This is a genomic window from Citrobacter amalonaticus (assembly GCF_018252635.1).
Lineage (GTDB): Bacteria > Pseudomonadota > Gammaproteobacteria > Enterobacterales > Enterobacteriaceae > Citrobacter_A > Citrobacter_A amalonaticus_E.
In genome coordinates this window covers 175,164-200,339 of the sequence record NZ_JAGTXM010000003.1, presented here as the reverse complement: position 1 = coordinate 200,339, position 25,176 = coordinate 175,164, and the positions used below count along the sequence as shown (strand labels likewise).

Here is a 25,176-nt window from a genome sequence, read left to right as displayed (position 1 = left end):
CCGGTTTTCCGTTTTGCATCATCCGCTGAACAAACCGCTGGCGACGCCCAGTGCTGCGAGGACGAGTAATAACAGCATCGATTTTACCGGCGACACGCCGCGTTTTGCCATCAGATACCAGGTGCCCAGCACCACACTCAGCGGTAAAAGCTGTGGGAAGATCCCATCCAGCATTTGCTGGACATGAATGTTCACTCCATCTTTGGTAACAAATTCCAGGCCGGTTCCCAGCTTCACATAGCTTGCCGCCACGCCGCCCATCACAAACACCCCCAGCAGTGACAACGCTTCGCGCAGCCTTGCTGATTTACTGCTTACCAGCATTTCCACGGAGCCTGACCCCATCTGGTAGCCTTTCAGGAACAGGAACCATGAGCCTGGAATGATGATCGCCAGCCACGCGACGGTATAAAATAGCGGGCCAAGAACACTGCCGCCTGCTGCCAGCGCCATACCGATACTGAGCAGGATAGGGATGAGCATCCCCGGGATCATCGAGTCGCCGATCCCGGCAATCGGCCCCATCAGGCCCACTTTCAGAGTGTTGATCGTCTCGCCGTCAATCGGTTCGCCGTTGGCTTTTTTCTCTTCCAGCCCCAGCGCCATACCGTTGACGATCGCGCCAATCTGCGGTTCGGTATTGTAGAAGGAGGCGTGACGGCGCAGCATTTCTGTGCGCTGCCCGATGTCAGGATAGAGCTTTTTCGCCACGGGTAGCATGCTCAGACAAAAACCAAATGACTCCAGACGTTCAAAACTCATTGATGAGAGGTTGTGCATCATCCACGCACGCCAGCAGCGGCGCAAATCTTTACGGGTCAGGGTACGTTCTTCCATCAGAATTCATCCTCATCATCTGCAACCGGTTTGCTGCCTGCGACAGTCTGTGGCTCCGGTTTGTAGTTATAGTGGATGAGCGCCAGTAATGAGCCGACGATCACCAGCGCGACCATATTGAGCTTTAAAAAGACGATGCACACAAAGCCGACAAGAAAATAGATCAGCATGGTGTAGTTTTTGATGATCTGCTTAAGCAGAATAGCGATCCCCACGGCAGGCAGGATGCCGCCCAGCACGTTCATCGTCGACAGTACCATCTTCGGCAGACTGTCCATAAAGCCGCTGATGTACTGTGCGCCGAAATAGACGGCGATAAACGTTGGCACGAACCGCAAAATAAAGTTGGTGGCCTGGGGCCAGATGGCGCTATTAAGATAAATTCCGCGCTCGTCGCCACGATCCAGCGCCACGTCGGCCCGGTGGTTCCAGAACGAGTTCAGTACCATCATCGCGTTGAACAAAATGGTTCCGGCGATGCCGATAGTCGCCGCCAGCGCCACTGCAACCTCAGGTTCTTTTCCTGACAGGATCCCCAGTGCGATGGCGGGATAAGCGACGAAGTTCAGATCGGCAGGCATCGAGCCGCCGGGTGTGACCATCGCAATGTATACGGCCTGAACCGCTACGCCTATCATGATCCCGGTTTTCATATCGCCTAAAATGATGCCGACCAGCATACCGGAGACCAGCGGTCGGGTTATCAGATACCAGCCGCCAGTGAGGCCCAGTAACCAGGGACTGCTGAGGGCGCCGAGGTAGCAGAGAATGCCAATCAGCGTGGCTTCAATAAACATGGTGCGCTCCTTATTTCAGCTTCTGGCAGGCATCTTGCCAACTGTAGCAACTGGCATCCGGTACCAGGCGGAATTCAACCTGATGACCGCGCTGGGTCAACCAGTTGAACGCGGCGATCTCCTCGCTATTCACCGACTGATTGGGGCCAATCGTCCTGGTATCCGCGCGGGCGCTCATTGGGCCAACGTTGATCTTGCCGTTGCTGTTTTGCAAACTGATGCCTGCTTCTTCGAGTCGCTGCAACGTGACGGGCGACTTGCCGATCACGAAGTAGCGTTTTTCACTGGCGATCACTTTGGGTAATTTTTCAATGGCTGTTGCTGTGTCAAAGAGCCACACTTTTGTGTCCTGAACTGCCCCTTTCATCACCGAGGAGAGCAGCGGATCGGCCGCCACGGCGTCGTCAATAGCGACGATGCCGTCGCAGGGCAGCTCTTTGGCCCAGCGTGTGACGAGCTGCCCGTGGATAACGCGGTCATCGATACGTACAAAAGAAATACTCATCGTGGTTTCCTTTAAAAATCATCTGACTGAGCGGATAAAACCGGGGCGGCTTTCATCAGCGTGGGAAGCGTTAATGCCAGTAGCGCATCGGCGGCGGCATGAACGCTCATCAAAGAACAGATCTCTTCGCTTTGCAGCAGCATGGGGAAATTGACGCCAGCCAGCACCGCCACTGGCGGCTGCGTTTCAGCTGAAAACGCATGACGACAGGCCACGTTCCAGGGGGTGCCATTTTGCATGTCACACAGGACCAGCACACCATCCGCATCTTCTCCCGCCTGTTTCAGTACACGAGAAAAGTCTTCTTTAAACCCTTCAATGCCTGCCTGCTCGCTGAGCGTAACGGTATAAACATGCGGTAACTCGCCGTACACCATTTTGCTGCTGGTCAGCAGGGCATTTGCCAGGGGGCCGTGGGTCGCAACAATCACATTAATCATCGGCTTATCCTCTTACCCAGGCTTTTATTGTGGCGAGTCGCTGGCCGACACCTTTACCGGAAGGCGAAATACGGTATTCCCCCACAGCCGCAGGAATAATAAATGTCTCGGCGTAGTGAACGATAAAGGGAGCAAACGCGCCGCTCGGGCTCTCAACAACCGCTTGTGCGCCTTCCACCAGATTCAGGACGTTAACGCCGCCGTGCGTGTGGTGCGTAACGGATCCGGTAAACCAATGACGACGCGTCTCAATAAATTCTCTCTCGTGCATCCCGGTTCTCTCTTCCCGCCAGCCTTCGCCTTCGGCAACGGGCTCGATGCAATTCACCAGGTTGTCGTAAACCCATTGCGTGTCGCGTTGCCAGTCGATGACCTGTTCGCCGTGGTGTAAATGCACGGGGCGGGGAAGACCGTCCAGACCTAAGCGTCCCCAGTCCCATAGTTTGAAGGTGAAAATGTATGGCGTTGCGCTGATCTCAAGCACCATCGTGCCCGCACCTGAACAGTGTACCGTCCCGGCAGGGATGAGGAAGTGATCGTGTTTACGGGCCGGGATCTGATTGACGAAGCGCACATCATCAAACGTTTTTTCCCCTCGTGCAGCCGCATGGAGATCGTTCAACATCTCCTGGGGTTGTATCCCGGTTTTTGTTCCCAGGTAGACCACGGCATTGGGTTCGGCATCGAGAATGTAGTAGCTCTCATCCTGGGTATAGTGCATCCCGAACTCCTGCTGGATGTACTCAGTTAGCGGATGGACCTGAAAACTCAGGTTCTGCCCGCCAATGGTGTCGAGAAAATCAAAACGGATCGGGAATTCTGCACCAAAGCGGGCATGCACTTTTTCACCCAGCAGAGGGCGAGGATGCAACAGCACCAAATCCTGAGAGGGGATCTCGATCCGCACAGTGCCAAAACGCAGTAACAGGCTGTTTTCCTCGGGCACGCAATCAAAACACCACGCGTAATTGGGTGCTGAGGGATCGAGATCAAATCGTTGTTTCATCCATTGTCCGCCCCAAATCCCCGGATCGAAGAAAGGGACCACGCGAAACGGTTGCGTGGTGGTTTGTTGCAGCCCGGCACGCAGCGCTTCGCCGCTGACCATTGCAGGGGCATCGCCCACTGTGGTATCCAGCAAATAATCAGTACGTTTAAGCAGCGGCGTTTTGTGCCGGTCAAAGACCCGCCATTCAATAAAAAAGGCGCGTTTGTAACGACGCAGAATATCTTCATTCTGGTTTTCTGCCCCCCAGTTACCCATACCGTCATGGCGCATGCGTTGTTGAATTTCCCAGCGCGGCAGATCGGCATAAACCAGCACATCGCCTGCATGCGCCAGCGCTGCGCCGGAGCCGTACACGATGACAAGGCCGTCGCTTACTGCATCAATTTTCTGACGGATGCCATGGAGTTTGTCGGCATCAAAAAACTCGTCGAGATGATGGCAAGAGAGGACGCCGAAAACGCGATCGTCAGTGAGGTTACGCGCCAGTAACTCGTGCAACGCCTGCTCATCCCGACGGGCCGTTTCAATATTCACGACCAGAGAGGTTGGTAATCGTTTGATGAGCTGCTGCTCCAGCTCCTCAAGCCTGACGCCCGGATAGCAATCGACAATCAATACCGTTTTAGCGGATCCCGTCACCCTGGCGTTAAGGACAGAAAGGACAGATTCCCAGCCCTGCCAGGCCTGGTTGTCATAGCCCTGAACGTGGACTTCAGGGTGTTTATTATAGGTTGTAGGCATTTTTTCTCTCCGTGTTGGCTTTATAAAGATTAATCGATTAACCTTGTTTTTATAGAGTGGTTAACGCGATTAACCCGCCATAAACAGAAAGTCATTGGTCAGAATGCACGCTGGTGTGATGCCAGTCACAGGTAAAAACGCACTGGTAAGGTTATTCGATTAACCTTGTGTGCAACATCGGGAGGAGTGGATGGCGACAATAACGTTGGCGCAGGTGGCGCAACGTGCAGGCGTTTCGACAGCAACAGTATCAATGGTCCTTCGCAACCGGGGGCGAATTTCACAGGCAACGCGAGAACGCGTACTCAAAGCGCTGGATGAATCCGGCTATGTCTACAACCAGACGGCGGCGAATTTGCGTAACCGCAGCAGCAACCAGGTTGGGCTCTTGTTGCATGATATTACCAACCCTTTTTACGGTGAGATGACAGCGGGCCTGAGCCATGAGATGGAACGACATGACCTGCTGCTGTTTCTGGCAAACAGCGAAGAGTCAGGTGAGCGCCAGCAAAAGTTTGTCGACTCGCTGATGCGCAATAACGCCTGTGGAATGGTGTTGTGCGCCGCGCGGGAAACGCCGGCATCGTTCTTTGAGGCGCTCAAGCGGCGCAATATTCCCGCCATCCTGGTGGTTCGCCCGCCCAGCGATCCGGATTTTGATTTTGTGGGTACCGATAACTTTCTCGGGACACAAATGGCCACGACGCATTTAGTCAACATGGGGCATAAAAATATCGCCTTCATCGGCGGCAGTCCGAATTCGGGAAGCCGGGCCCAGCGTATCGGCGGTTTCACCAGCACGTTGCTGGAACATGGCATTTCACCGAACCCGGACTGGATCGTGGCCGCGCAGGCGAGCCAGATTGATGGCGCGAAAGTCGCGGAAGCGTTGCTGCTGGATAACCCGCAAATTACCGCCACCGTGTGTTATCAGGATATTGTCGCGTTGGGGGTGATGCAGGCGCTACGTAAAATGGGGCGAGAACCCGGGCGTGACTTTGCATTAGTCGGGTTCGATGATATTACCGAAGCGGCGTTGGTTCAGCCTGCGCTCACTACCGTATCGGTGGCGGCTAAAGAGATTGGTCGTAAGGCGGGGGAGTTACTTTACAGCCGTATTCAGGGAAACGATGAGCCGCCGAAACGCATTATATTGCCCCCGGCGCTGGTGGTCAGAGAGTCATGCGGTTTTTGCTGAGGATCATGCCTTTTACTGATATCTCTCCCTGTTTATCATTAAATTCTAATTATCGACGTTTTCAGATGACAGCATTGTCACTGGCTGGTTAATCTGAAAACGATTTACATCATTTTAACGTAAGAGAATAACTATGCATGATGCACAGATCCGGGTCGCGATAGCGGGCGCGGGTGGCCGTATGGGCCGCCAGTTAATTCAGGCAGCGCTACAGATGAATGGCGTTGCGCTTGGTGCGGCGCTGGAGCGCGAGGGATCGTCACTGTTGGGCAGCGATGCCGGAGAACTGGCGGGTGTCGGGAAAACCGGCGTTACCGTGCAAAGCAGCCTTGAGGCAGTAAAAGATGATTTCGATGTGTTCATCGATTTTACCCGTCCGGAAGGCACGCTGAATCATCTGGCGTTTTGTCGTCAGCATGGCAAAGGGATGGTCATTGGCACCACCGGTTTTGACGATGCGGGAAAACAGGCGATTCGCGACGCCGCTCAGGACATTGGCATTGTCTTCGCGGCGAACTTTAGCGTCGGCGTCAACGTGATGCTTAAGCTGCTGGAAAAGGCGGCGAAGGTGATGGGCGACTATACCGACATCGAAATCATTGAAGCGCACCACCGCCATAAAGTTGATGCGCCGTCAGGCACCGCGCTGGCGATGGGGGAGGCGATTGCCCATGCGCTGGATAAAGATCTGAAAGAATGCGCCGTGTACAGTCGCGAAGGCTACACCGGCGAACGTGTACCGGGAACGATTGGTTTCGCGACGGTACGCGCCGGGGACATCGTGGGCGAACATACTGCCATGTTTGCAGATATCGGCGAACGCGTCGAAATTACTCACAAAGCGTCCAGCCGTATGACTTTTGCCAATGGTGCGGTGAGATCGGCGCTTTGGGTCAGTACAAAGCAAAATGGCCTTTTTGACATGCGAGATGTCCTTGATCTCAACAATTTGTAGTCAATTATTACCTTTCGTGATGTGGTTATTGTAATCTCAATTTATTGATTACAAAGGGCAATATTTTTATTGCCCTTTTATTTTTTATGTTATGTTCGGTTTTTATCGTAAGTTCTGTAAAAAGTCTTCTTTTCTCTCTGTTTTACGTTGCCTGAATGTAAATTTTTACCAAACGGTCTACTTTTTTGAAAGGTGAGGCTGTTTATTCCGCATAATTGCTCGCGCAAGCGTTTTCCTGCCAGGGTTAGGTGATCTTTTTGCCGGTTAAATCGTGTGAATTCCTTCTGAGTCGCAAAAGAATATAAAAAATACCGCCTTTAAGTTGACTTTTGCCTGCCTTATCTCCAGAATGCCGCCGTTTGCCAGAAATCCACGGGTAAGCAAATTTGCATTGATTCATGCTATGCGAATGCATTAATATGCAAATAAAGTGAGTGAATATTCTCTGGAGGGTGTTTTGATTAAGTCAGCGCTATTGGTTCTGGAAGACGGAACCCAGTTTCACGGTCGGGCCATAGGGGCAACAGGTTCGGCGGTTGGGGAAGTCGTTTTCAATACTTCAATGACCGGTTATCAAGAAATCCTCACTGATCCTTCCTATTCCCGCCAAATCGTTACTCTTACTTATCCCCATATCGGCAATGTCGGCACCAATGCCGCCGATGAAGAATCCTCCCAGGTCCATGCGCAAGGCCTTGTCATTCGTGACCTGCCGCTGATTGCCAGCAACTTCCGTAATACCGAAGACCTCTCTTCTTACCTGAAGCGCCATAACATTGTGGCGATTGCCGATATCGATACCCGTAAGCTGACGCGTCTGCTTCGCGAGAAAGGGGCGCAGAACGGTTGCATCATCGCGGGCGATAACCCGGATGCTCAGCTTGCGCTGGAAAAAGCGAAGGCCTTCCCGGGTCTGAATGGGATGGATCTGGCGAAAGAAGTGACCACCACGGAATCGTATAGCTGGACCCAGGGGAGTTGGACGCTGGCGGGTGACCTGCCGGAAGCAAAGAAAGAAGACGACCTGCCGTTCCACGTTGTCGCTTACGACTTTGGTGCCAAGCGCAACATCCTGCGTATGCTGGTCGACAGAGGCTGTCGCCTGACGGTTGTCCCGGCAAAAACATCGGCAGAAGACGTGCTGAAGATGAATCCGGACGGGATTTTCCTGTCAAACGGTCCAGGTGACCCGGCACCATGCGATTACGCTATCGCCGCCATTCAGACATTCCTCGAGACCGATATTCCGGTGTTCGGCATCTGCTTAGGCCATCAACTGCTGGCGCTGGCGAGCGGGGCGAAAACCGTGAAGATGAAGTTCGGTCACCACGGTGGTAACCATCCGGTCAAAGATATTGATAACAATACCGTGATGATTACGGCCCAGAACCACGGCTTTGCGGTGGATGAGGCGTCAATGCCTGCCAATCTGCGTGTGACCCACAAGTCGCTGTTTGATGGCACCCTGCAAGGGATTCATCGCACCGACAAACCCGCATTCAGCTTCCAGGGGCACCCGGAAGCGAGCCCGGGTCCTCACGATGCCGCACCGTTGTTCGACCACTTTATCGAGTTAATTGAGCACTACCGTCAGTCCGCGAAATAATCAGGAGTTAAGAGAGCCATGCCAAAACGTACAGACATAAAAAGTATCCTGATTCTGGGCGCGGGTCCGATTGTTATCGGTCAGGCGTGTGAGTTTGACTACTCCGGCGCGCAGGCGTGTAAAGCGCTGCGTGAAGAGGGGTACCGCGTAATTCTCGTGAACTCCAACCCGGCAACCATCATGACCGACCCGGAGATGGCCGATGCGACCTACATTGAGCCGATTCACTGGGAAGTGGTGCGCAAGATCATTGAAAAAGAACGTCCGGACGCAGTGTTGCCGACCATGGGCGGTCAGACGGCGTTGAACTGCGCGCTGGAGCTTGAACGTCAGGGCGTGCTGGAAGAATTCGGCGTCACCATGATTGGTGCGACCGCCGACGCAATTGATAAAGCTGAAGACCGTCGTCGCTTTGACATTGCGATGAAGAAAATTGGTCTCGACACCGCGCGTTCGGGTATTGCCCATACGATGGAAGAGGCGCTGGCGGTAGCGGCAGACGTCGGTTATCCGTGCATTATCCGTCCTTCCTTTACCATGGGCGGCACCGGTGGCGGTATCGCTTACAACCGCGAAGAGTTTGAAGAGATTTGTACCCGCGGTCTGGATCTCTCCCCCACCAACGAGCTGCTGATTGATGAATCACTGATTGGCTGGAAAGAGTACGAGATGGAAGTGGTGCGTGATAAAAACGACAACTGCATCATCGTCTGCTCCATTGAAAACTTCGACGCCATGGGTATCCACACCGGTGACTCCATCACCGTTGCACCGGCCCAGACGCTGACCGACAAAGAATATCAAATCATGCGTAACGCCTCGATGGCGGTACTGCGTGAAATCGGCGTAGAAACCGGCGGCTCTAACGTTCAGTTCGCGGTCAACCCGAAAAACGGTCGCCTGATTGTGATCGAAATGAACCCGCGCGTATCCCGCTCCTCGGCGCTGGCGTCGAAAGCCACCGGCTTCCCGATTGCGAAAGTGGCGGCGAAACTGGCGGTGGGTTACACCCTCGATGAACTGATGAATGACATCACTGGCGGTCGTACGCCAGCGTCTTTCGAACCGTCCATCGACTATGTGGTCACTAAAATTCCTCGCTTCAACTTCGAAAAATTCGTGGGTGCCAACGACCGTCTGACTACTCAGATGAAATCGGTCGGCGAAGTGATGGCGATTGGTCGCACCCAGCAGGAATCCTTGCAGAAAGCGCTGCGCGGCCTGGAAGTGGGGGCCACTGGTTTCGACCCGAAAGTGAGCCTCGACGATCCGGAAGCGCTGACTAAAATCCGCCGCGAGCTGAAAGATGCTGGCGCTGAGCGTATCTGGTATATCGCTGACGCGTTCCGTGCGGGCCTGTCCGTCGACGGCGTGTTTAACCTGACCAACATTGACCGTTGGTTCCTGGTACAAATTGAAGAGCTGGTGCGTCTGGAAGAGAAAGTGGCAGAACTGGGTATTAACGGCCTGACCCCTGACTTCCTGCGCCAGTTGAAACGCAAAGGCTTTGCCGATGCGCGTCTGGCTAAACTGGCTGGCGTGCGTGAAGCGGAAGTCCGCAAACTGCGCGACCAATACGACCTGCACCCGGTCTACAAGCGTGTGGACACCTGTGCGGCAGAATTCGCCACCGATACTGCCTACATGTACTCCACGTATGAAGATGAGTGCGAAGCGAACCCGTCCATTGACCGCGATAAAATCATGGTGCTTGGCGGTGGTCCAAACCGTATCGGCCAGGGGATCGAATTCGACTACTGCTGCGTACACGCCTCTCTGGCGCTACGTGAAGACGGTTATGAGACCATCATGGTCAACTGTAACCCGGAAACGGTCTCCACCGACTATGACACTTCTGATCGCCTCTACTTTGAGCCGGTGACGCTGGAAGACGTGCTGGAGATCGTGCGTATCGAGAAGCCGAAAGGTGTGATCGTGCAGTACGGCGGTCAGACCCCGCTGAAACTGGCGCGTGCGCTGGAAGCGGCAGGTGTACCGGTTATCGGTACCAGCCCGGATGCGATTGACCGCGCAGAAGATCGCGAGCGTTTCCAGCATGCGGTTGACCGCCTGAAGCTGAAACAACCGGCTAACGCCACGGTGACCGCCATTGAACAGGCCGTTGAAAAAGCGAAAGAGATTGGATACCCGCTGGTGGTGCGTCCGTCTTATGTGCTGGGCGGTCGGGCGATGGAAATTGTCTATGATGAAGCTGACCTGCGCCGCTACTTCCAGACCGCAGTCAGCGTTTCCAACGACGCGCCGGTTCTGCTCGACCGCTTCCTGGATGACGCGGTAGAAGTGGATGTGGATGCCATTTGCGACGGTGAAATAGTGCTGATTGGCGGCATCATGGAGCACATCGAACAGGCGGGTGTCCACTCGGGTGACTCAGCCTGTTCTCTGCCAGCCTACACCCTGAGCCAGGAAATTCAGGATGTGATGCGCCAGCAGGTGCAGAAACTGGCTTTCGAACTGCAGGTTCGCGGTCTGATGAACGTCCAGTTTGCAGTGAAAGATAACGAAGTCTACCTGATTGAAGTCAACCCACGTGCGGCGCGTACTGTCCCGTTCGTCTCCAAAGCGACCGGCGTACCGCTGGCGAAAGTGGCGGCGCGTGTGATGGCCGGTAAATCGCTGGCCGAGCAGGGCGTGACCAAAGAAATCATCCCGCCGTACTACTCGGTGAAAGAGGTGGTTCTACCGTTCAACAAGTTCCCGGGCGTCGACCCGTTGTTAGGGCCAGAAATGCGTTCCACCGGGGAAGTGATGGGCGTGGGACGTACCTTTGCGGAAGCGTTCGCCAAAGCGCAACTGGGCAGCAACTCCACCATGAAGAAACAGGGCCGTGCGCTGCTCTCTGTACGTGAAGGTGATAAAGAGCGCGTGGTGGATCTGGCGGCGAAACTGCTGAAGCAGGGCTTTGAACTGGATGCCACCCACGGTACGGCGATTGTGCTGGGCGAAGCCGGTATCAACCCGCGTCTGGTGAACAAGGTGCATGAAGGTCGTCCGCATATTCAGGACCGTATCAAAAATGGCGAGTATACCTACATCATCAACACCACCGCAGGACGTCGCGCAATCGAAGACTCCAGGGTGATTCGCCGTAGCGCGCTGCAGTACAAAGTCCACTACGACACCACGCTGAACGGAGGCTTTGCCACCGCAATGGCGCTGAATGCCGACGCGACGGAGAAAGTGACCTCCGTTCAGGAAATGCACGCGCAAATTAAAAAATAAACGACGGCATCATTGGCCGCGGTTTTAAAAACGGTTCCGGAAACGGAGCCGTTTTTTTATGCACTCAGTTCATTCCTCTGGGATATATTGCGCATCAGGACAAATTTCAATGTAACAAGCAAGATTTGGCTCACACTAATGCGCTGCTAAGTTGCTTACTATGATTAAATCCCACAATTTAAATAGGGTCTTGTTTTGTATTATTACGGACAGGGCATAACAAGATTTTTAATTTGTGAAATGGTGTGCTTATGTGTGAAGAATATGTTGAAAAGCCGCTTTACCTGTTGATCGCCGATTGGGTGATGGCAGAAAAGCGCTGGGTAAGTGCGAAAGAGATTGCGAAGCACTTTAATATGGATCACTGCAAAGCGATCAATACCGTCTCTTATATTCTCGCTGAGGTCGGGGAGATAAATTGCGAGACTAAGACCATTCCTAATCAACTGGAAGGTCGTGGATGCCAGTGTCAGCGCCTGGTCAGAGTGACACATATTGATCCACAACTGTATGCCCGTCTTGGGCATAGCGCGCAGGAGAAGATGGCCAGCAAATCGCCACGGATGTCGGCAGTGCCGCCATCAGAACTGAACCGCGAGCAAAAATGGCAGATGATGCTGTCAAAAAGTATGCGCCGGTAATATCCATGTAACAATCCCGGATGGCAATTGACTCCCAGGCCGGATAAGCGTTAGCGCCATCCGGCATATTCACGAAGTCGCTTTCGGTTTCACCTCCGTAGTCCCCTTCAGGCGCGGCCGGTTCTCTTCAACTTCCGTTAATGGCTGTGTTTCTTGCAACGATGCCCGAGAGCGTACGGCGAGATCCTGATATTCCTGCGTATTCAGACGTTTCCAGTGCAGTTCCTGTTCGCTGACCTCGCGAATGACGCGGGCTGGTGCGCCAACCAGCAACTGCCGTGCGGCACCGGTAAACCCGGCTTTTACAAAGCTCATGGCGGCGACAATGCTTTCATCACCGATCACCGCACCGTCCATGATCACGCTGTTCATGCCGACCAGCGCGTCCCGGCCAATCACGCAACCGTGCAGGATAGCACCGTGTCCGATGTGTCCATTTTCGCGTATCACCGTGTCCGTATCACAGTATCCATGCATGATACAGCCATCCTGAAGGTTAGAACCGGCTTCAAGGATCAGGCGGCCATAGTCACCGCGTAGTGAGGCGTGCGGGCCGATGTAGACACCAGCCCCCACGATCACATCGCCAATCAGTACGGCGCTGGGATGTACATACGCCTCGGGATGGACCACGGGTATCAGGCCTTCAAAGGCGTAGAAACTCATCGATATTCCTCAATGTTTTTTGCCGGATGGCGGCGTAAACGCCTTATCCGGCCTACGGGATAACATCTGTTTTTCCGGATGGTGGCGTAAACGCCTTATCCGGCCTACGGGATGACATCTGTTTTGCCGGATGGCGGCGTAAACGCCTTATCCGGCCTACGGGATGACATCTGTTTTGCCGGATGGCGACGTAAACGCCTTATCCGGCCTACGGGATAACATCTGTTTTTCCGGATGGCGACGTAAACGCCTTATCCGGCCTACGGGATAACATCTGTTTTTCCGGATGGCGGCGTAAACGCCTTATCCGGCCTACGGGATAACATCTATTTTGCCGGATGGCGGCATGAACGCCTTATCCGGCCTACGGGAAAGCGGCGTAGGCCTGATAAGCGCAGCGCCATCAGGCATTACCGTCCTTTCCAGACCGGATCGCGTTTTTCAGCAAACGCCAGAGGCCCTTCAAACGCATCTTCGGAGTGCAGTACGGACGGATAGTGCTTCAGCACGCCGCTGCGGATGAAGCGATAAGCTTCTTCCACGGGCATTTCACTGGTCGAGCGGTAAATCTCTTTCAGCGCAGCAATCGCCAGCGGTGCGCTGTTCACCAGTTGTTGTGCCAGTTCACGCGCGCTGTCCATCAGTTCGGCCTGGCTGACCACGCGGTTGACGATCCCCCAACGCAGCGCCTCGTCGGCGTTCATGCGTCTGCCGGTCATGACCATTTCGTTGACGATGGCGGGAGGCAGTATCTTCGGTAAACGCAGGACGCCGCCGCTGTCCGGTACGATCCCGAGTTTGGCTTCAGGTAGCGCAAAGCTGGCGTTATCGGCGCAAACAATAAAGTCTGCTGCCAGCGCCAGTTCAAAGCCGCCGCCGAAGGCGTAGCCATTGACGGCGGCGATCACCGGTTTGTCGAGATTGAATATTTCGGTCAGGCCAGCGAATCCGCCAGGGCCGAAATCCGCATCCGGTGCTTCACCTTCCGCCGCCGCTTTTAAATCCCAGCCGGCGGAAAAGAATTTTTCGCCCGCGCCGGTGACGATCGCCACGCGTAATTCAGGATCGTCACGGAAATGAAGAAAAACCTCACCCATTTGAAAGCTGGTTTTAGCATCGATCGCATTTGCTTTTGGTCGATCCAGCATAATTTCCAGAATCGATCCGTTGCGGGTTAAATGTAAAGATTCACTCATGGTTCATCTCCAAAAATAGGATGTCTGGCAGGAGTTATTCCTGCCTGTAGGGTTATTTCAGATTTTTTTTGATTATTTTTCCTGAACAATTTCGGGGCAGGTCGGTTCTAATCTCCATAATTGAAGGGACTTTGAATTTCGCCATATTTTTTTCGCAGAAGCTGAAAAACTCTTCTTCACTGAGCGTTTCACCCTCGTTGAGTACCACAAAGGCTTTTATCGCTTCGTCACGGATCGAATCTTTAATTCCGATAACGACGATGTCCTGAATTTTGGGGTGAGCTGAAATAATATTTTCCAGTTCTACGCAGGAGACGTTTTCTCCACCACGCTTAATCATGTTGCAGCGGCGATCGACAAAATAGAAAAAACCGTCTTCGTCGCGGTAGCCGGAATCACCGGTATGCAGCCAGCCGGTCGGCTCGAGCGCTTTGGCAGTGGCGTCCGGTCTGCCGTAGTACTCTTTGAAAATCGTTTTACCCGGCACGCCCTTGATACAGATCTCCCCAATTTCACCGGCGGGCAGCGCACGGTTTTGTTCATCGCGAATTTCTGCTTCGTAACAAAAGCCCGGGCGTCCAATGGATGGCCAGCGCCGCTTATCACCGGGACGATCGCCGATGATGCCGACAATGGTTTCCGTCATGCCGTAGGAGGTCAGCAAACGCACGCCGAAGCGTTCAAGAAATGCATCTTTTTCCTGCACTGACAGGTTGAGGTAATACATCACTTCCCGTAAGCAGTGCTCTCTGTCCTGCGGCGAGGCGGGTTGAACCATCAACGTTCTGATCATCATCGGAATACACTCCGTGACGGTCGCGCGGTATTTACGCACTTGTCCCCAGAAAGCGCGTGCGCTGTATTTTTCAATCAGCACAAAGGTTGCGCCCGCCGAGAAGGCGGCCATGGCGGCAGTGCACTGGCAGTCGATGTGAAACGCAGGCATGACCGTCAGGTAAACGTCGTCATCGCGCAGAGCGCATTGCCACGACGAGTAGTAGCCGGCAAAACGCAGATTGTAATGGGTGATCACCACCCCTTTGGGGCGAGAAGTGGTACCGGAGGTGAACAGGATCTCAGCCATGTCGTCCGTGGACAATGCAGGGGCATAGCGCAATGTCGTCGGCTGTTGGTCCTTTAACGGCGTGAAATGGCTCACGTCGTCAGTCACCGGCAACGCCTCTCCTATCAAACAGATATGGTTAAGCTGCGTCGCGTTTTCCTGTTGGATTTGGCGATACATCGGATAAAAAGCGGCACTGGTTACCAGCAGCTCAACGTCGCTGTTTTGCAGGATCCATGCGCTTTCGTCGCCCAGCAGACGGGCATTGATTGGCACCATGACCGCCCCTATTTTTGCCAGCCCGAACCAGCAAAAGAAAAACTCCGGGCAGTTATCCAGATGCAGGGCGACCTTATCGCCTTTGCGGATCCCCAACATGTGGAAAAGGTTTGCTGTCCGATTGATTTCCTCGTTAAGCGAGGTATAGCTGTACTGGCGCACGACCCCTTCGCTGGATTCGCAAATCAGCGCCGTTTTACTGCCATAAACTTCGGCCAGATCGTCCCACATCTGACGTAAGTGTTGTCCGCCAACAATATCCATTGCACTCCTGTCCATCTTTACTGGCGTTGTGCTAACCGGGCAAGCCGGTCAGCATTTCGCAACTAGTTCTCAATTTTGGCCAGACCTTTACTGACCAGTTCCTTAATGTCTGCGTCGTTGTAACCGATATTTTTCAGAATGGCGGCGGTATCCATGCCGTGCGACGGCATGCCACGCCAGATTTTCCCCGGGTTGTTTTTGAATTTCGGCATGATGTTTGGCCCTTTGCAGGTGCGGCCATCCATCGTTTGCCACTGGGTAATGGATTCGCGGGCAACGTACTGCGGATTGCCTTCCAGTTCCGGAATGGTCAACACTTTGGCGCAGGCGATGTTCAGCTCGGCGAAACGCGCCTGCACTTCCGCTATGGTATGGGCGGCCAGCCACGCATCCAGTTTCTCTTCGACCAGCGGTCCGTAGGGGCACTCGACGCGATGAATCAGCTGTGTTCCTTCCGGCACTTCCGGCGTACCGAGAATGTGGGCCAGACCGATGTCTTTAAAGCATTCGGTGACCTGCGTAATCCCGACCAGCTCCATCACGATGTAACCGTCGGCGCATTTATATAGCCCACAACCGGCGTAGTAGGGGTCTTTACCTTTGGTCATGCGCGGGCAAATTTCACCGCCGTTGAAGTAATCCATCATGAAGTACTGACCCATGCGCAGCATTACTTCGTACATCGCCACATCGATGCTTTCGCCTTTGCCGGTTTCTCGCACCTTGTGCAATGCCGCCAGCGCGGCGGTGGTGGCCGTCATGCCGGAGAAGTAGTCGGCGGTGTAGGGGAAGGCGGGCATCGGCTGGTCGACATCGCCGTTTTGGATCAGGTAACCGCTGAAGGCCTGAGCGATGGTGTTATAGGCAGGAAGGTTGGTGTACTCCTCTGTGCCGTACTGACCGAAACCGGACAGATGCGCGATAACCAGTTTCGGGTTATGTTGCCACAGGACATCATCGGTGATTCCGCGACGGGCAAATGCCGGACCTTTACTGGCTTCAATGAAGATATCGGTGGTTTCCATCAGTTTAAGAAACGCTTCCCGGCCTTCATCTTTAAAAATATTCAACGAGAGTGCGTGCAGATTACGCCGCGACAGCTGCGGATAGTTCGGCTGAACGCGGATGGTATCAGCCCAGGCGACGTTCTCAATCCAGATAACTTCAGCGCCCCATTCAGCAAACATCTGCCCGGCGAATGGCCCGGCGATTTCAATTCCGGAGAAGACAACCCGTAACCCGGAAAGCGGCCCAAAAGCAGGCATTGGTAGACGATCCATAAAATACTCCTGAACAATTTGTAGGCCTGATAAGACGCAAGGCGTCGCCATCAGGCAATCGACGCCGGATGGCGGCGCAAACGCCTTATCCGGCCTACAAAACATTGACCCGGTAAGCGCTGCGTCACCGGGCATGTCGCTGACTTAACGGTATTGCTTCAACACGGCGCGACCGAGCGTCAGGATCTGCATTTCGTCAGAGCCGCCGGATACGCGGTCAACGCGCAGGTCACGCCAGAAGCGGGTGATGCGATGGTTGCCCGCAATCCCCACGCCGCCGAGAACCTGCATGGAGGTATCCACCACGTCAAACGCCGCATTGGCGCAGAAGTATTTGCACATCGCCGCATCACCCGAGGTGATGGTGCCGTTGTCAGCTTTCCACGCGGCTTCCAGCAGCATGTTTTTCATGGAGTTTAATTTGATCGCCATATGAGCGAACTTCTCTTGGATCAGCTGGAAACGACCGATCGTTTCACCAAACTGCACGCGTTGGTTGGCGTAGCGCGCCGCGTCTTCAAAGGCGCACATTGCGGTACCGTAGTTGGTGAGGGCTACCAGGAAACGCTCGTGGTCGAACTCTTCTTTTACGCGGTTAAAGCCGTTACCTTCCCGACCGAACATGTCTTTTTCGTCCAGCTCGACATCGTCAAAGTTGATTTCACAGCAGCTGTCCATACGCAAACCCAGCTTCTCAAGTTTGTTGACCTTGATGCCGGGTTTGCTCATGTCGACAAACCATTCGGTATAGATGGGTTTATCCGGGGAAGCGCCGTCTCTTGCCATCACCACGATATAAGGGGTATAGGCGCTACTGGTGATAAAACACTTACTCCCATTAAGATAAACCTTACCATTTTTGCGGGTATAAGTGGTTTTCAGACTGCCGACATCCGATCCCGCTCCCGGTTCGGTGATGGCGGAGTTCCACATTTGTTTCCCGGTTCCTTGGAACGCCATGATTTTATCGATCTGCTCCTGGGTCCCTTCGCGCAGGAAGGTATTAAAACCGCCCGGCAGTTGATACAGCACGTAGGTGGGCGCGCCGAGGCGGCCCAGTTCCATCCAGACGGCGGCGACGGTGACGAATCCGGCTTCCAGGCCGCCATGTTCTTCCGGGATCAGCAGGCTATCGATACCCATGTCCGCCAGCGCTTTCACGAAACGCTCCGGATACACGCTGTCGCGATCGCACTCGGCAAAGTAGGCTTCCCAGTTCTCACTGGCCATCAACTCACGAATACCGGCGACAAACAGTTCCTGCTCATCATTGAAATTGAAATCCATCTTCTAACCTCTATGTCATGGGGTAATTAGGTTTATTTATCTTTCCAGTGCACTTTGGCGTCTTTGATAAAGGAGAGCGTCACCATAATGTTGACGAAAAACAGCGGGCAGCCTCCGGCGATAATCGCGGTTTGTATTGGCTTCAGGCCGCCGAGCGCCAGCAGCACGATGCCAATCACGCCGACCAGCACCGACCAGCCGATACGCACCAGCAGCGGCGGCTCTTCGCCATCGCGCACTTCACGGCAGGTCGACATTGCCAGAGTGTAAGAACAGGCGTTGATAAGCGTAACGGTGGCAATAAAGCAGAGAATAAAGAATCCCCACATCGTGGCAGTGCTGAGCGGTAGGGCGGCCCAGGTTTCTATAATCGCGCGCGGCACGCCGTGATCGGCAATCAGTTGTGGGATGTTGATGATGTTTTTATCCATCAACAGCAGGGTGTTACTGCCCAGCACGGTCCACAGGATCCAGGTGGAGGCCGTCAGGCCCAGCACCATGCCAAAGCACAGTTCACGCACGGTACGACCACGGGAGATACGCGCCAGGAAGATGCTCATCTGGATGGCGTAAATCACCCACCATGCCCAGTAGAAGACCGTCCAGCCCTGCGGGAAGCCGCCTTTGGCGATTGGGTCGGTGTAGAACAGCATGCGCGGCAGGTACATCAGCAGCGTCCCGACGGAGTCGGTGAAGTAGTTCATGATGAAGCTGGCGCCGCTGACGATGAATACCCAGCCGAGCATCAGGAAACTCAGATAGCTGCGCACGTCACTGGCGATCCTGACCCCTTTTTGCAGGCCGCAGGCTACGCAAATAGCGTTCAGAATGATCCAGCAGGTAATGATGATCGCATCCAGTTGCAGCGTATGCGGGATACCAAACAGGTATTGCATACATTCGGTTACCAGCGGTGTCGCCAGCCCAAGACTGGTGCCCATCGCGAAGATCAGCGCCACCAGATAGAAGTTATCAATGATGGTCCCCAACAACCCTTTGGCGTGCTTTTCGCCGACCAGCGGTACCAGCGTGGAGCTGGGACGAATGACATCCATCTTGCGCACAAAGAAGAAGTACGCGAAGGCCACGGAGAGGAAGCTATAAGTCGCCCACGGCAGGGGGCCCCAGTGGAACAGGCTGTAAGCGAGGCCAATCTCTTTGGCCCCGGTGGAGTTTGGTTCGAGGCCAAACGGAGGCGTGGAGATGTAGTAGTAAATCTCTATCGATCCCCAGAACAGTACGGCGGCAGAAGTACAGGAGGCGAACATCATGAAAATCCAGCTTGCGGTGCTGAATTCCGGTTTCTCGTCACCTAATTTCTTTTTCGCATAGGGACCAAACACCAGCCAGAACCAGCCGATGAGCATAATGACCATATACCACTCAAATGCCCATCCCCAGACATTGGTGACATAACTGAAGACGGCATTAATAACGACGTTTGCGGCATCGAGATCGCGTACCGTTAGCCAGCAAAGTATTCCGACTATTATTAGCGGCGGAAAAAAAACCTTTGGCTCAATTCCAGTCTTTCTCTTTTCATTTTTCATGAGTGAATTCCAGGTTGAAAACGAAATTTATTTGGCGTTCCCGTTTGTTTTATTTTTGTTTATTTTTATTAAATATTTGTTGATACCCGTTTAACCTCAGGACGCGTTAGCGAGTAACTCATAATGGGTATTCATTTTGCGGCATTCTGTAATCTTCGTCACACTTTTACTCTGGGGCGTTTTGTCGCTAATTATCCTTAAAAACAGCGTTAAATCATTGCGTTAGATTTTTGTTTGCTGGGTTTTTCGCCGTTTGGCGTTCAATATTGGTGATCTGCCAGACAATATTGAAAATATTTCTTTTTGACAGCGAATTTCAATATTGGTGAGGGGGTTAACAATATTGAAAGTTGCGAATATCAGTGTGTGACATTTTCAATATTGGTGATTATGGTTTTATTTCCGAATTAAAGAGCGTGATATCTGTATTTAACACCGCCGATATAAATACGTTTCCTTCATGATATCTGGAGATGCAATGAAGATAATTACTTGCTACAAGTGTGTACCTGATGAACAGGATATTGTCGTCAATCACGCAGATGGTTCATTAGATTTCAGCAAAGCGGATGGCAAAATCAGCCAGTACGATCTGAATGCAATTGAAGCGGCCTGCCAACTGAAACAGCAGGTCAGCGACGCGCAGGTGATCGCCCTGAGCGTGGGCGGCAAAGCGTTAACCAACGCGAAGGGGCGCAAAGATGTCCTTTCCCGCGGCCCGGACGAGCTGGTGGTGGTCATTGACGACCAGTTCGAGCAGTCGCTGCCACAACAGACCGCTGCGGCGCTAGCCGCTGCTGCACAAAAATCGGGGTTTGACCTGATTCTCTGCGGCGACGGCTCTTCCGATCTCTACGCCCAGCAGGTCAGTCTTCTGGTGGGGGAAACGCTGAATATTCCCGCTATCAATGGTGTGAGCAAAATCCTTTCACTGACGGAAAACACACTGATCGTTGAACGTGAACTGGAAGATGAAATTGAAACACTGAGCATTCCTCTTCCGGCGGTCGTGGCCGTCTCTACCGACATTAACTCCCCACAAATTCCGTCGATGAAAGCCATTCTGGGCGCGGCAAAAAAACCGGTTCAGGTCTGGTCGGCGGCTGATATTGGCTTCAGCGCCGGGGACGCCTGGTCCACACAAACGGTGGCCGCACCGAAACAACGTGAGCGTCAACGCATTGTGATTGAAGGCGATGGTGAAGATCAGATCGCTGCGTTTGCCGATAGTCTGCGCAAAATCATTAATTAAGAAGGGGATGTTATGAGCAAGTTTTCCAGCGTCTGGGTATTCAGCGATACCGCGTCTCGCCTGCCGGAACTGATGAGCGGCGCGCAGATTTTAGGTGAACAGGTTAACGCATTTGTGCAAAGCGCCGATGAGACGACCGCAGCGATTCAACTGGGCGCGCATCACGTCTGGCAACTGAGCGGCAAACCGGACGATCGCATGGTGGAAGAGTATGCGGACGTAATGGCACAGACCGTTCGTCAACAGGGCGATTCAGGCCTGCTGCTGCTACCCAACACCCGTCGCGGCAAGCTGCTGGCGGCAAAACTGGGTTATCGCCTCGCCGCAACGGTATCTAATGATGCCAGCGTCGTGACGCAGCAGGATGGTCGGGCGACGGTTAAACATATGGTGTATGGCGGTCTGGCGATGGGCGAAGAGACGATCTCCACGCCGTTTGCGGTGCTGACGCTCAGTAGCGGCACTTTTGAGCCGCAACAGCCAGATGCCACCCGCAACGGCGAGACGCACAGCGTGGCCTGGCAGGCACCGGCAATATCCGTCACCCGCACTGCCACTCAACCACGTCAAAGTAATAGCGTCGATCTCGACAAAGCCCGGCTGGTGGTTAGCGTGGGACGCGGCATCGGCAGCAAAGAGAATATCTCACTGGCGCAAGCGCTGTGTCAGACCATTGGCGCGGAGCTGGCCTGCTCGCGTCCGGTCGCCGAAAACGAGAAGTGGATGGAACATGAGCGCTATGTTGGGATCTCGAATCTGATGCTCAAGCCGGAACTTTACCTGGCGGTAGGGATCTCCGGACAGATCCAGCACATGGTTGGGGCGAACGGCGCGCAGACTATTTTTGCCATCAACAAAGACAAAAATGCGCCGATATTTCAGTACGCGGATTACGGCATTGTCGGCGATGCGCTGAAGATCCTGCCCGCGCTGACGACCGCACTGGCACGCTAACCCATTCAGGCAGGGAGTACGTATGTCCGAAGATATCTTTGATGCGATCATCGTGGGCGCGGGGCTAGCTGGTTCTGTCGCGGCCCTGGTGCTCGCCCGCGAAGGGGCGCAGGTGTTGGTTATCGAGCGCGGAAATTCCGCTGGCGCGAAGAATGTCACCGGTGGGCGTCTGTACGCCCACAGCCTGGAGCGTATTATTCCAGGCTTTGCTGAGCAGGCCCCTGTTGAACGAGTCATTACTCACGAAAAGCTCGCCTTTATGACCGACAACGGGTCGATGACCGTGGACTATCTCAACGGTGAAAAGGCGGCTCCGTCGCAGGTCTCTTATTCGGTGTTGCGCAGTAAATTTGACGCCTGGCTGATGGAACAGGCGGAAGAGGCGGGTGCGCAACTGATCACCGGGATCCGTGTGGACAATGTCGTGCAGCGCGATGGCAAAGTCATTGGCGTGGAAGCGGATGGCGACGTCATCGAATCGAAAGTGGTGATCCTCGCTGATGGCGTCAACTCCCTGCTGGCGGAAAAACTGGGAATGGCGAAACGCGTTGAGGCCGCGCACGTGGCGGTCGGCGTGAAAGAGCTGATCGAATTGCCGAAGTCGGTAATTGAAGATCGCTTCCAGTTGCAGGGCAACGAAGGGGCTGCCTGCCTGTTCGCTGGCTCACCCACAGATGGCCTGATGGGCGGCGGCTTCCTGTATACCAACGAAACGACCCTGTCATTGGGGCTGGTATGCGGGCTTCATCATCTGAAAGAGGCGAAAAAGTCGGTCCCGCAAATGCTGGAAGATTTCAAACAGCATCCGGCCGTTGCCCCGCTAATCGCTGGCGGCAAACTGGTAGAGTACGCCGCGCACGTGGTGCCAGAAGCGGGAATGAATATGCAACCTGAGCTGGTGGGTGACGGCGTGCTGATTGCCGGCGACGCGGCGGGTATGTGTATGAACCTCGGCTTTACCATTCGCGGGATGGATCTCGCGGTGGCCGCGGGTGAAGCGGCGGCGAAAACAGTGCTCTCTGCCATGCAACGCAACGACTTTAGCCGGCAGGGGCTGGCGGAATATCGCCAGCATCTTGATGACGGCCCGATGCGCGATATGCGCATGTACCAGCGACTGCCCGCGTTCCTCGATAACCCGCGCATGTTTACCCGTTATCCGGAAATGGCTGTTGGTATCGCACGCGACCTCTTTACCGTCGACGGCAGCGCGCCGGTACCGATGCGTAAGAAGATCCTGCGCCATGCGAAGAAGGTGGGTTTCATCAACCTGATGAAGGATGGCATTAAAGGAGTGACCGTATTATGACTTCTCCCGTCAACGTAGACGTCAAGCTGGGCGTCAACAAATTCAATGTCGATGAAGAACATCCGCACATCATCATGAAGACCGCACCGGACAAACAGGTGCTGGAGGTGTTGATCAAAGCCTGTCCTGCGGGGTTATACAAAAAGCAGGATGACGGCAGCGTGCGCTTTGATTATGCCGGATGCCTGGAGTGTGGAACGTGCCGAATTCTCGGACTCGATACGGCGCTGGAAAAATGGGAGTACCCGCGCGGCACCTTCGGCGTGGAGTTTCGTTACGGTTAAACCTGGTGCCGGATGGCGGCGAAAATGCCTTATCCGGCCTTCAGGGGACAACCAGGTCTGATAAGCGCAGCGCCATCAGGCAGTTAAGCACTAATGCCGAATGTCGGCAAACAGGACATTGCCATGCAACAGCCCAGGAACTTTGATGACATCCAGTTCTCCTCAATTCACCGCAGGATTATGCTGTGGGGAAGCGGCGGCCCGTTTCTGGACGGTTATGTGCTGGTGATGATTGGCGTCGCGCTGGAACAGCTCACGCCAGCGCTGAAGCTGGATGCCGACTGGATTGGTTTGCTGGGCGCGGGAACGCTGGCCGGACTGTTTGTCGGTACCTCTTTGTTCGGATATATCTCGGATAAAGTGGGGCGGCGCAAAATGTTCCTCATCGATATCGTTGCCATCGGGGTGATATCGGTCGCCACTATGTTTGTCTCGTCTCCAGTTGAGTTGCTGGTGATGCGGGTGCTGATAGGGATCGTGATTGGTGCGGATTATCCCATTGCCACCTCAATGATCACTGAATTTTCCAGCACCCGACAACGCGCTTTCTCGATCAGTTTTATTGCGGCGATGTGGTATGTCGGCGCGACTTGCGCCGATCTGGTTGGCTATTGGTTGTATGACGTCGAAGGCGGCTGGCGCTGGATGCTGGGGAGCGCGGCGATCCCCTGTCTTCTGATCCTGATCGGTCGCTTTGATCTGCCCGAATCCCCGCGCTGGCTGTTGCGCAAAGGGCGGGTCAAAGAGTGCGAAGCAATGATGATCAAGCTGTTCGGCGAGCCGGTGGCATTCGATGAAGACACGGCGCAGGAGACGCGTTTTATGCAGTTGTTTAATCGCCGTCACTTTCCGTTCGTGCTGTTTGTCGCCGCGATCTGGACCTGTCAGGTGATCCCAATGTTTGCCATTTACACTTTTGGTCCGCAGATTGTCGGTCTGTTGGGACTAGGCGCCGGGAAGAGCGCGGCGCTGGGAAACGTGGTGATCAGCCTGTTCTTTATGCTGGGCTGTATCCCGCCGATGTTCTGGCTGAACAGCGCGGGGCGGAGGCCGCTGCTGATTGGCAGCTTCGTGATGATGACGCTGGCGCTGGCAGTGCTGGGGCTGATCCCGGAAATGGGCATCTGGCTGGTGGTGACGGCATTCGCGGTGTATGCCTTTTTCTCCGGTGGTCCGGGGAATCTACAGTGGCTCTATCCCAATGAGCTGTTTCCGACCGATATTCGCGCTTCCGCTGTGGGGGTGATCATGTCGTTGAGCCGTATCGGCACCATTCTCTCCACCTGGGCGCTGCCGATTTTCATCACTAAATATGGCATCAATCAGGTGATGTTGATGGGGGCAGGGATCTCGTTGATCGGGCTGCTGGTCTCCATTGCCTTTGCACCAGAAACACGTGGCCTGACGCTTGCCCAGACCAGTACGATGACGATTCGCAGGAAACCGCTGTGTTAAGGTGAGCCTTCAGAGTGTTCTGTATTTGCCCTCAGCCTCAGTCAGCGCGTCTACAGTTAATGGGTATATGACTGAAAAGCAGGGAGAACACCATGCAAAAGAAACTATTACTCGCTTCCATTTTTGCCGCAGCAACCGTCTTCACTCTCGCCGGCTGCTCCTCGAATCAGGCCGTGCGTACGACGGATGGTCGAACCATTGTCACCGATGGAAAACCGCAGGTGGACGATGACACGGGCCTGGTCTCCTACAAAAATGCAGAAACGGGTCAGACGGAGCAAATTAACCGCGATCAGGTGAAAAATATGAGCGAGCTGGATAACTAGTTCAATTTTCCCCATTCATCCGCTCAATAATATTCACTA

General features: G+C 54.1%; 22 protein-coding genes and 1 pseudogene. 11 read left to right on the top strand and 12 right to left on the bottom strand.

The window, feature by feature from the left end; all coding sequences use genetic code 11:
- Positions 1 to 18: 18 nt before the first annotated feature.
- From KE671_RS10650 to KE671_RS10630, 5 genes are read right to left on the bottom strand one after another with little or no spacing between them, the layout of a single operon-like run.
- Entirely contained in the window at positions 19 to 837 is an 819-nt protein-coding gene (locus KE671_RS10650; RefSeq protein WP_206162929.1) for a PTS system mannose/fructose/sorbose family transporter subunit IID, read from the bottom strand.
- The gene (locus KE671_RS10645) at positions 837 to 1,634 is read right to left on the bottom strand and encodes a PTS mannose/fructose/sorbose/N-acetylgalactosamine transporter subunit IIC (RefSeq protein WP_206162928.1); all 798 of its coding nucleotides are present in this window, start codon (positions 1,632 to 1,634) and stop codon (positions 837 to 839) included. Before KE671_RS10645 ends, KE671_RS10650 begins: the two co-directional genes overlap by 1 nt.
- A 10-nt stretch (positions 1,635 to 1,644) precedes the next feature.
- Positions 1,645 to 2,139, bottom strand: coding sequence for a PTS system mannose/fructose/N-acetylgalactosamine-transporter subunit IIB (locus tag KE671_RS10640; protein WP_206162927.1), 495 nt, complete (start codon positions 2,137 to 2,139; stop codon positions 1,645 to 1,647).
- Positions 2,140 to 2,150: 11 nt separating this feature from the next.
- On the bottom strand, positions 2,151 to 2,579 hold the full coding sequence (locus KE671_RS10635) for a PTS sugar transporter subunit IIA (RefSeq protein ID WP_206162926.1): 429 nt from the start codon (positions 2,577 to 2,579) through the stop codon (positions 2,151 to 2,153).
- Between the two features lie 4 nt (positions 2,580 to 2,583).
- Positions 2,584 to 4,329, bottom strand: a complete 1,746-nt coding sequence (locus KE671_RS10630; protein ID WP_206162925.1) for a class I mannose-6-phosphate isomerase — start codon at positions 4,327 to 4,329, stop codon at positions 2,584 to 2,586.
- Positions 4,330 to 4,519: 190 nt separating this feature from the next.
- Here KE671_RS10630 and KE671_RS10625 point away from each other — a divergent pair, with 190 nt between their 5' ends.
- The 5 genes from KE671_RS10625 (at position 4,520) to caiF (ending at position 11,972) form a co-directional block, all read left to right on the top strand.
- Positions 4,520 to 5,527 carry a LacI family DNA-binding transcriptional regulator gene (locus tag KE671_RS10625; RefSeq protein ID WP_206162924.1) on the top strand — a complete coding sequence of 336 codons (1,008 nt, stop codon included), beginning with the start codon at positions 4,520 to 4,522 and terminating at the stop codon, positions 5,525 to 5,527.
- A 133-nt stretch (positions 5,528 to 5,660) separates the two neighbouring features.
- The gene (dapB, locus tag KE671_RS10620; protein WP_206162923.1) at positions 5,661 to 6,482 is read left to right on the top strand and encodes a 4-hydroxy-tetrahydrodipicolinate reductase; all 822 of its coding nucleotides are present in this window, start codon (positions 5,661 to 5,663) and stop codon (positions 6,480 to 6,482) included.
- A gap of 457 nt (positions 6,483 to 6,939) precedes the next feature.
- On the top strand, positions 6,940 to 8,088 hold the full coding sequence (gene carA, locus KE671_RS10615) for a glutamine-hydrolyzing carbamoyl-phosphate synthase small subunit (protein WP_206162922.1): 1,149 nt from the start codon (positions 6,940 to 6,942) through the stop codon (positions 8,086 to 8,088).
- Between the two features lie 18 nt (positions 8,089 to 8,106).
- Positions 8,107 to 11,331 carry a carbamoyl-phosphate synthase large subunit gene (carB, locus tag KE671_RS10610; RefSeq protein WP_206162921.1) on the top strand — a complete coding sequence of 1,075 codons (3,225 nt, stop codon included), beginning with the start codon at positions 8,107 to 8,109 and terminating at the stop codon, positions 11,329 to 11,331.
- A 251-nt stretch (positions 11,332 to 11,582) separates the two neighbouring features.
- Positions 11,583 to 11,972 carry a carnitine metabolism transcriptional regulator CaiF gene (caiF, locus tag KE671_RS10605; protein ID WP_200082060.1) on the top strand — a complete coding sequence of 130 codons (390 nt, stop codon included), beginning with the start codon at positions 11,583 to 11,585 and terminating at the stop codon, positions 11,970 to 11,972.
- 69 nt (positions 11,973 to 12,041) lie between these two features.
- Here caiF and caiE read toward each other — a convergent pair whose 3' ends face one another.
- From caiE to caiT, 7 genes and pseudogenes are all read right to left on the bottom strand, one after another.
- Positions 12,042 to 12,638, bottom strand: a complete 597-nt coding sequence (gene caiE, locus KE671_RS10600) for a carnitine operon protein CaiE (RefSeq protein WP_206162920.1) — start codon at positions 12,636 to 12,638, stop codon at positions 12,042 to 12,044.
- 312 nt (positions 12,639 to 12,950) lie between these two features.
- Positions 12,951 to 13,052, bottom strand: a pseudogene (locus KE671_RS23060) (hypothetical protein); the annotation flags it as partial.
- Entirely contained in the window at positions 13,049 to 13,834 is a 786-nt protein-coding gene (gene caiD / locus KE671_RS10595; RefSeq protein ID WP_206162919.1) for a crotonobetainyl-CoA hydratase, read from the bottom strand. The gene caiD and the pseudogene KE671_RS23060, both read right to left, overlap by 4 nt.
- Positions 13,835 to 13,886: 52 nt before the next feature.
- The gene (gene caiC / locus KE671_RS10590) at positions 13,887 to 15,440 is read right to left on the bottom strand and encodes a crotonobetaine/carnitine-CoA ligase (protein WP_206162918.1); all 1,554 of its coding nucleotides are present in this window, start codon (positions 15,438 to 15,440) and stop codon (positions 13,887 to 13,889) included.
- A 62-nt stretch (positions 15,441 to 15,502) separates the two neighbouring features.
- The gene (gene caiB / locus KE671_RS10585) at positions 15,503 to 16,720 is read right to left on the bottom strand and encodes an L-carnitine CoA-transferase (RefSeq protein WP_206162917.1); all 1,218 of its coding nucleotides are present in this window, start codon (positions 16,718 to 16,720) and stop codon (positions 15,503 to 15,505) included.
- 144 nt (positions 16,721 to 16,864) lie between these two features.
- Positions 16,865 to 18,007, bottom strand: a complete 1,143-nt coding sequence (gene caiA, locus KE671_RS10580; RefSeq protein ID WP_061076386.1) for a crotonobetainyl-CoA dehydrogenase — start codon at positions 18,005 to 18,007, stop codon at positions 16,865 to 16,867.
- Between the two features lie 32 nt (positions 18,008 to 18,039).
- On the bottom strand, positions 18,040 to 19,557 hold the full coding sequence (caiT, locus tag KE671_RS10575; protein ID WP_102602640.1) for an L-carnitine/gamma-butyrobetaine antiporter: 1,518 nt from the start codon (positions 19,555 to 19,557) through the stop codon (positions 18,040 to 18,042).
- A 478-nt stretch (positions 19,558 to 20,035) separates the two neighbouring features.
- Here caiT and KE671_RS10570 point away from each other — a divergent pair, with 478 nt between their 5' ends.
- The 6 genes from KE671_RS10570 (at position 20,036) to KE671_RS10545 (ending at position 25,137) form a co-directional block, all read left to right on the top strand.
- The gene (locus KE671_RS10570) at positions 20,036 to 20,809 is read left to right on the top strand and encodes an electron transfer flavoprotein FixA (protein ID WP_206162916.1); all 774 of its coding nucleotides are present in this window, start codon (positions 20,036 to 20,038) and stop codon (positions 20,807 to 20,809) included.
- Positions 20,810 to 20,821: 12 nt separating this feature from the next.
- Complete coding sequence (locus KE671_RS10565; protein ID WP_206162915.1) at positions 20,822 to 21,763, top strand: electron transfer flavoprotein subunit alpha/FixB family protein; 942 nt, start codon at positions 20,822 to 20,824, stop codon at positions 21,761 to 21,763.
- A gap of 22 nt (positions 21,764 to 21,785) precedes the next feature.
- Positions 21,786 to 23,072, top strand: a complete 1,287-nt coding sequence (locus KE671_RS10560; protein WP_206162914.1) for an FAD-dependent oxidoreductase — start codon at positions 21,786 to 21,788, stop codon at positions 23,070 to 23,072.
- Positions 23,069 to 23,356 (top strand): ferredoxin-like protein FixX, encoded by a 288-nt coding sequence (gene fixX, locus KE671_RS10555; protein ID WP_042997977.1) that lies wholly within the window; start codon positions 23,069 to 23,071, stop codon positions 23,354 to 23,356. Before KE671_RS10560 ends, fixX begins: the two co-directional genes overlap by 4 nt.
- A gap of 123 nt (positions 23,357 to 23,479) precedes the next feature.
- Positions 23,480 to 24,811 carry an MFS transporter gene (locus KE671_RS10550; RefSeq protein ID WP_206162913.1) on the top strand — a complete coding sequence of 444 codons (1,332 nt, stop codon included), beginning with the start codon at positions 23,480 to 23,482 and terminating at the stop codon, positions 24,809 to 24,811.
- Positions 24,812 to 24,903: 92 nt separating this feature from the next.
- The gene (locus KE671_RS10545) at positions 24,904 to 25,137 is read left to right on the top strand and encodes a YgdI/YgdR family lipoprotein (protein ID WP_206162912.1); all 234 of its coding nucleotides are present in this window, start codon (positions 24,904 to 24,906) and stop codon (positions 25,135 to 25,137) included.
- Positions 25,138 to 25,176: the final 39 nt, after the last annotated feature.

Excerpts from the sequence above, each read along its gene's own strand:
- KE671_RS10650 (WP_206162929.1), bottom strand. The coding sequence starts at position 837 with ATGGAAGAACGTACCCTGACCCGTAAAGATTTGCGCCGCTGCTGGCGT.
- KE671_RS10645 (WP_206162928.1), bottom strand. The coding sequence starts at position 1,634 with ATGTTTATTGAAGCCACGCTGATTGGCATTCTCTGCTACCTCGGCGCC.
- KE671_RS10640 (WP_206162927.1), bottom strand. The coding sequence starts at position 2,139 with ATGAGTATTTCTTTTGTACGTATCGATGACCGCGTTATCCACGGGCAG.
- KE671_RS10635 (WP_206162926.1), bottom strand. The coding sequence starts at position 2,579 with ATGATTAATGTGATTGTTGCGACCCACGGCCCCCTGGCAAATGCCCTG.
- KE671_RS10630 (WP_206162925.1), bottom strand. The coding sequence starts at position 4,329 with ATGCCTACAACCTATAATAAACACCCTGAAGTCCACGTTCAGGGCTAT.
- KE671_RS10625 (WP_206162924.1), top strand. The coding sequence starts at position 4,520 with ATGGCGACAATAACGTTGGCGCAGGTGGCGCAACGTGCAGGCGTTTCG.
- dapB (WP_206162923.1), top strand. The coding sequence starts at position 5,661 with ATGCATGATGCACAGATCCGGGTCGCGATAGCGGGCGCGGGTGGCCGT.
- carB (WP_206162921.1), top strand. The coding sequence starts at position 8,107 with ATGCCAAAACGTACAGACATAAAAAGTATCCTGATTCTGGGCGCGGGT.
- caiF (WP_200082060.1), top strand. The coding sequence starts at position 11,583 with ATGTGTGAAGAATATGTTGAAAAGCCGCTTTACCTGTTGATCGCCGAT.
- caiE (WP_206162920.1), bottom strand. The coding sequence starts at position 12,638 with ATGAGTTTCTACGCCTTTGAAGGCCTGATACCCGTGGTCCATCCCGAG.
- caiD (WP_206162919.1), bottom strand. The coding sequence starts at position 13,834 with ATGAGTGAATCTTTACATTTAACCCGCAACGGATCGATTCTGGAAATT.
- caiC (WP_206162918.1), bottom strand. The coding sequence starts at position 15,440 with ATGGATATTGTTGGCGGACAACACTTACGTCAGATGTGGGACGATCTG.
- caiB (WP_206162917.1), bottom strand. The coding sequence starts at position 16,720 with ATGGATCGTCTACCAATGCCTGCTTTTGGGCCGCTTTCCGGGTTACGG.
- caiA (WP_061076386.1), bottom strand. The coding sequence starts at position 18,007 with ATGGATTTCAATTTCAATGATGAGCAGGAACTGTTTGTCGCCGGTATT.
- caiT (WP_102602640.1), bottom strand. The coding sequence starts at position 19,557 with ATGAAAAATGAAAAGAGAAAGACTGGAATTGAGCCAAAGGTTTTTTTT.
- KE671_RS10570 (WP_206162916.1), top strand. The coding sequence starts at position 20,036 with ATGAAGATAATTACTTGCTACAAGTGTGTACCTGATGAACAGGATATT.
- KE671_RS10565 (WP_206162915.1), top strand. The coding sequence starts at position 20,822 with ATGAGCAAGTTTTCCAGCGTCTGGGTATTCAGCGATACCGCGTCTCGC.
- KE671_RS10560 (WP_206162914.1), top strand. The coding sequence starts at position 21,786 with ATGTCCGAAGATATCTTTGATGCGATCATCGTGGGCGCGGGGCTAGCT.
- fixX (WP_042997977.1), top strand. The coding sequence starts at position 23,069 with ATGACTTCTCCCGTCAACGTAGACGTCAAGCTGGGCGTCAACAAATTC.
- KE671_RS10550 (WP_206162913.1), top strand. The coding sequence starts at position 23,480 with ATGCAACAGCCCAGGAACTTTGATGACATCCAGTTCTCCTCAATTCAC.
- KE671_RS10545 (WP_206162912.1), top strand. The coding sequence starts at position 24,904 with ATGCAAAAGAAACTATTACTCGCTTCCATTTTTGCCGCAGCAACCGTC.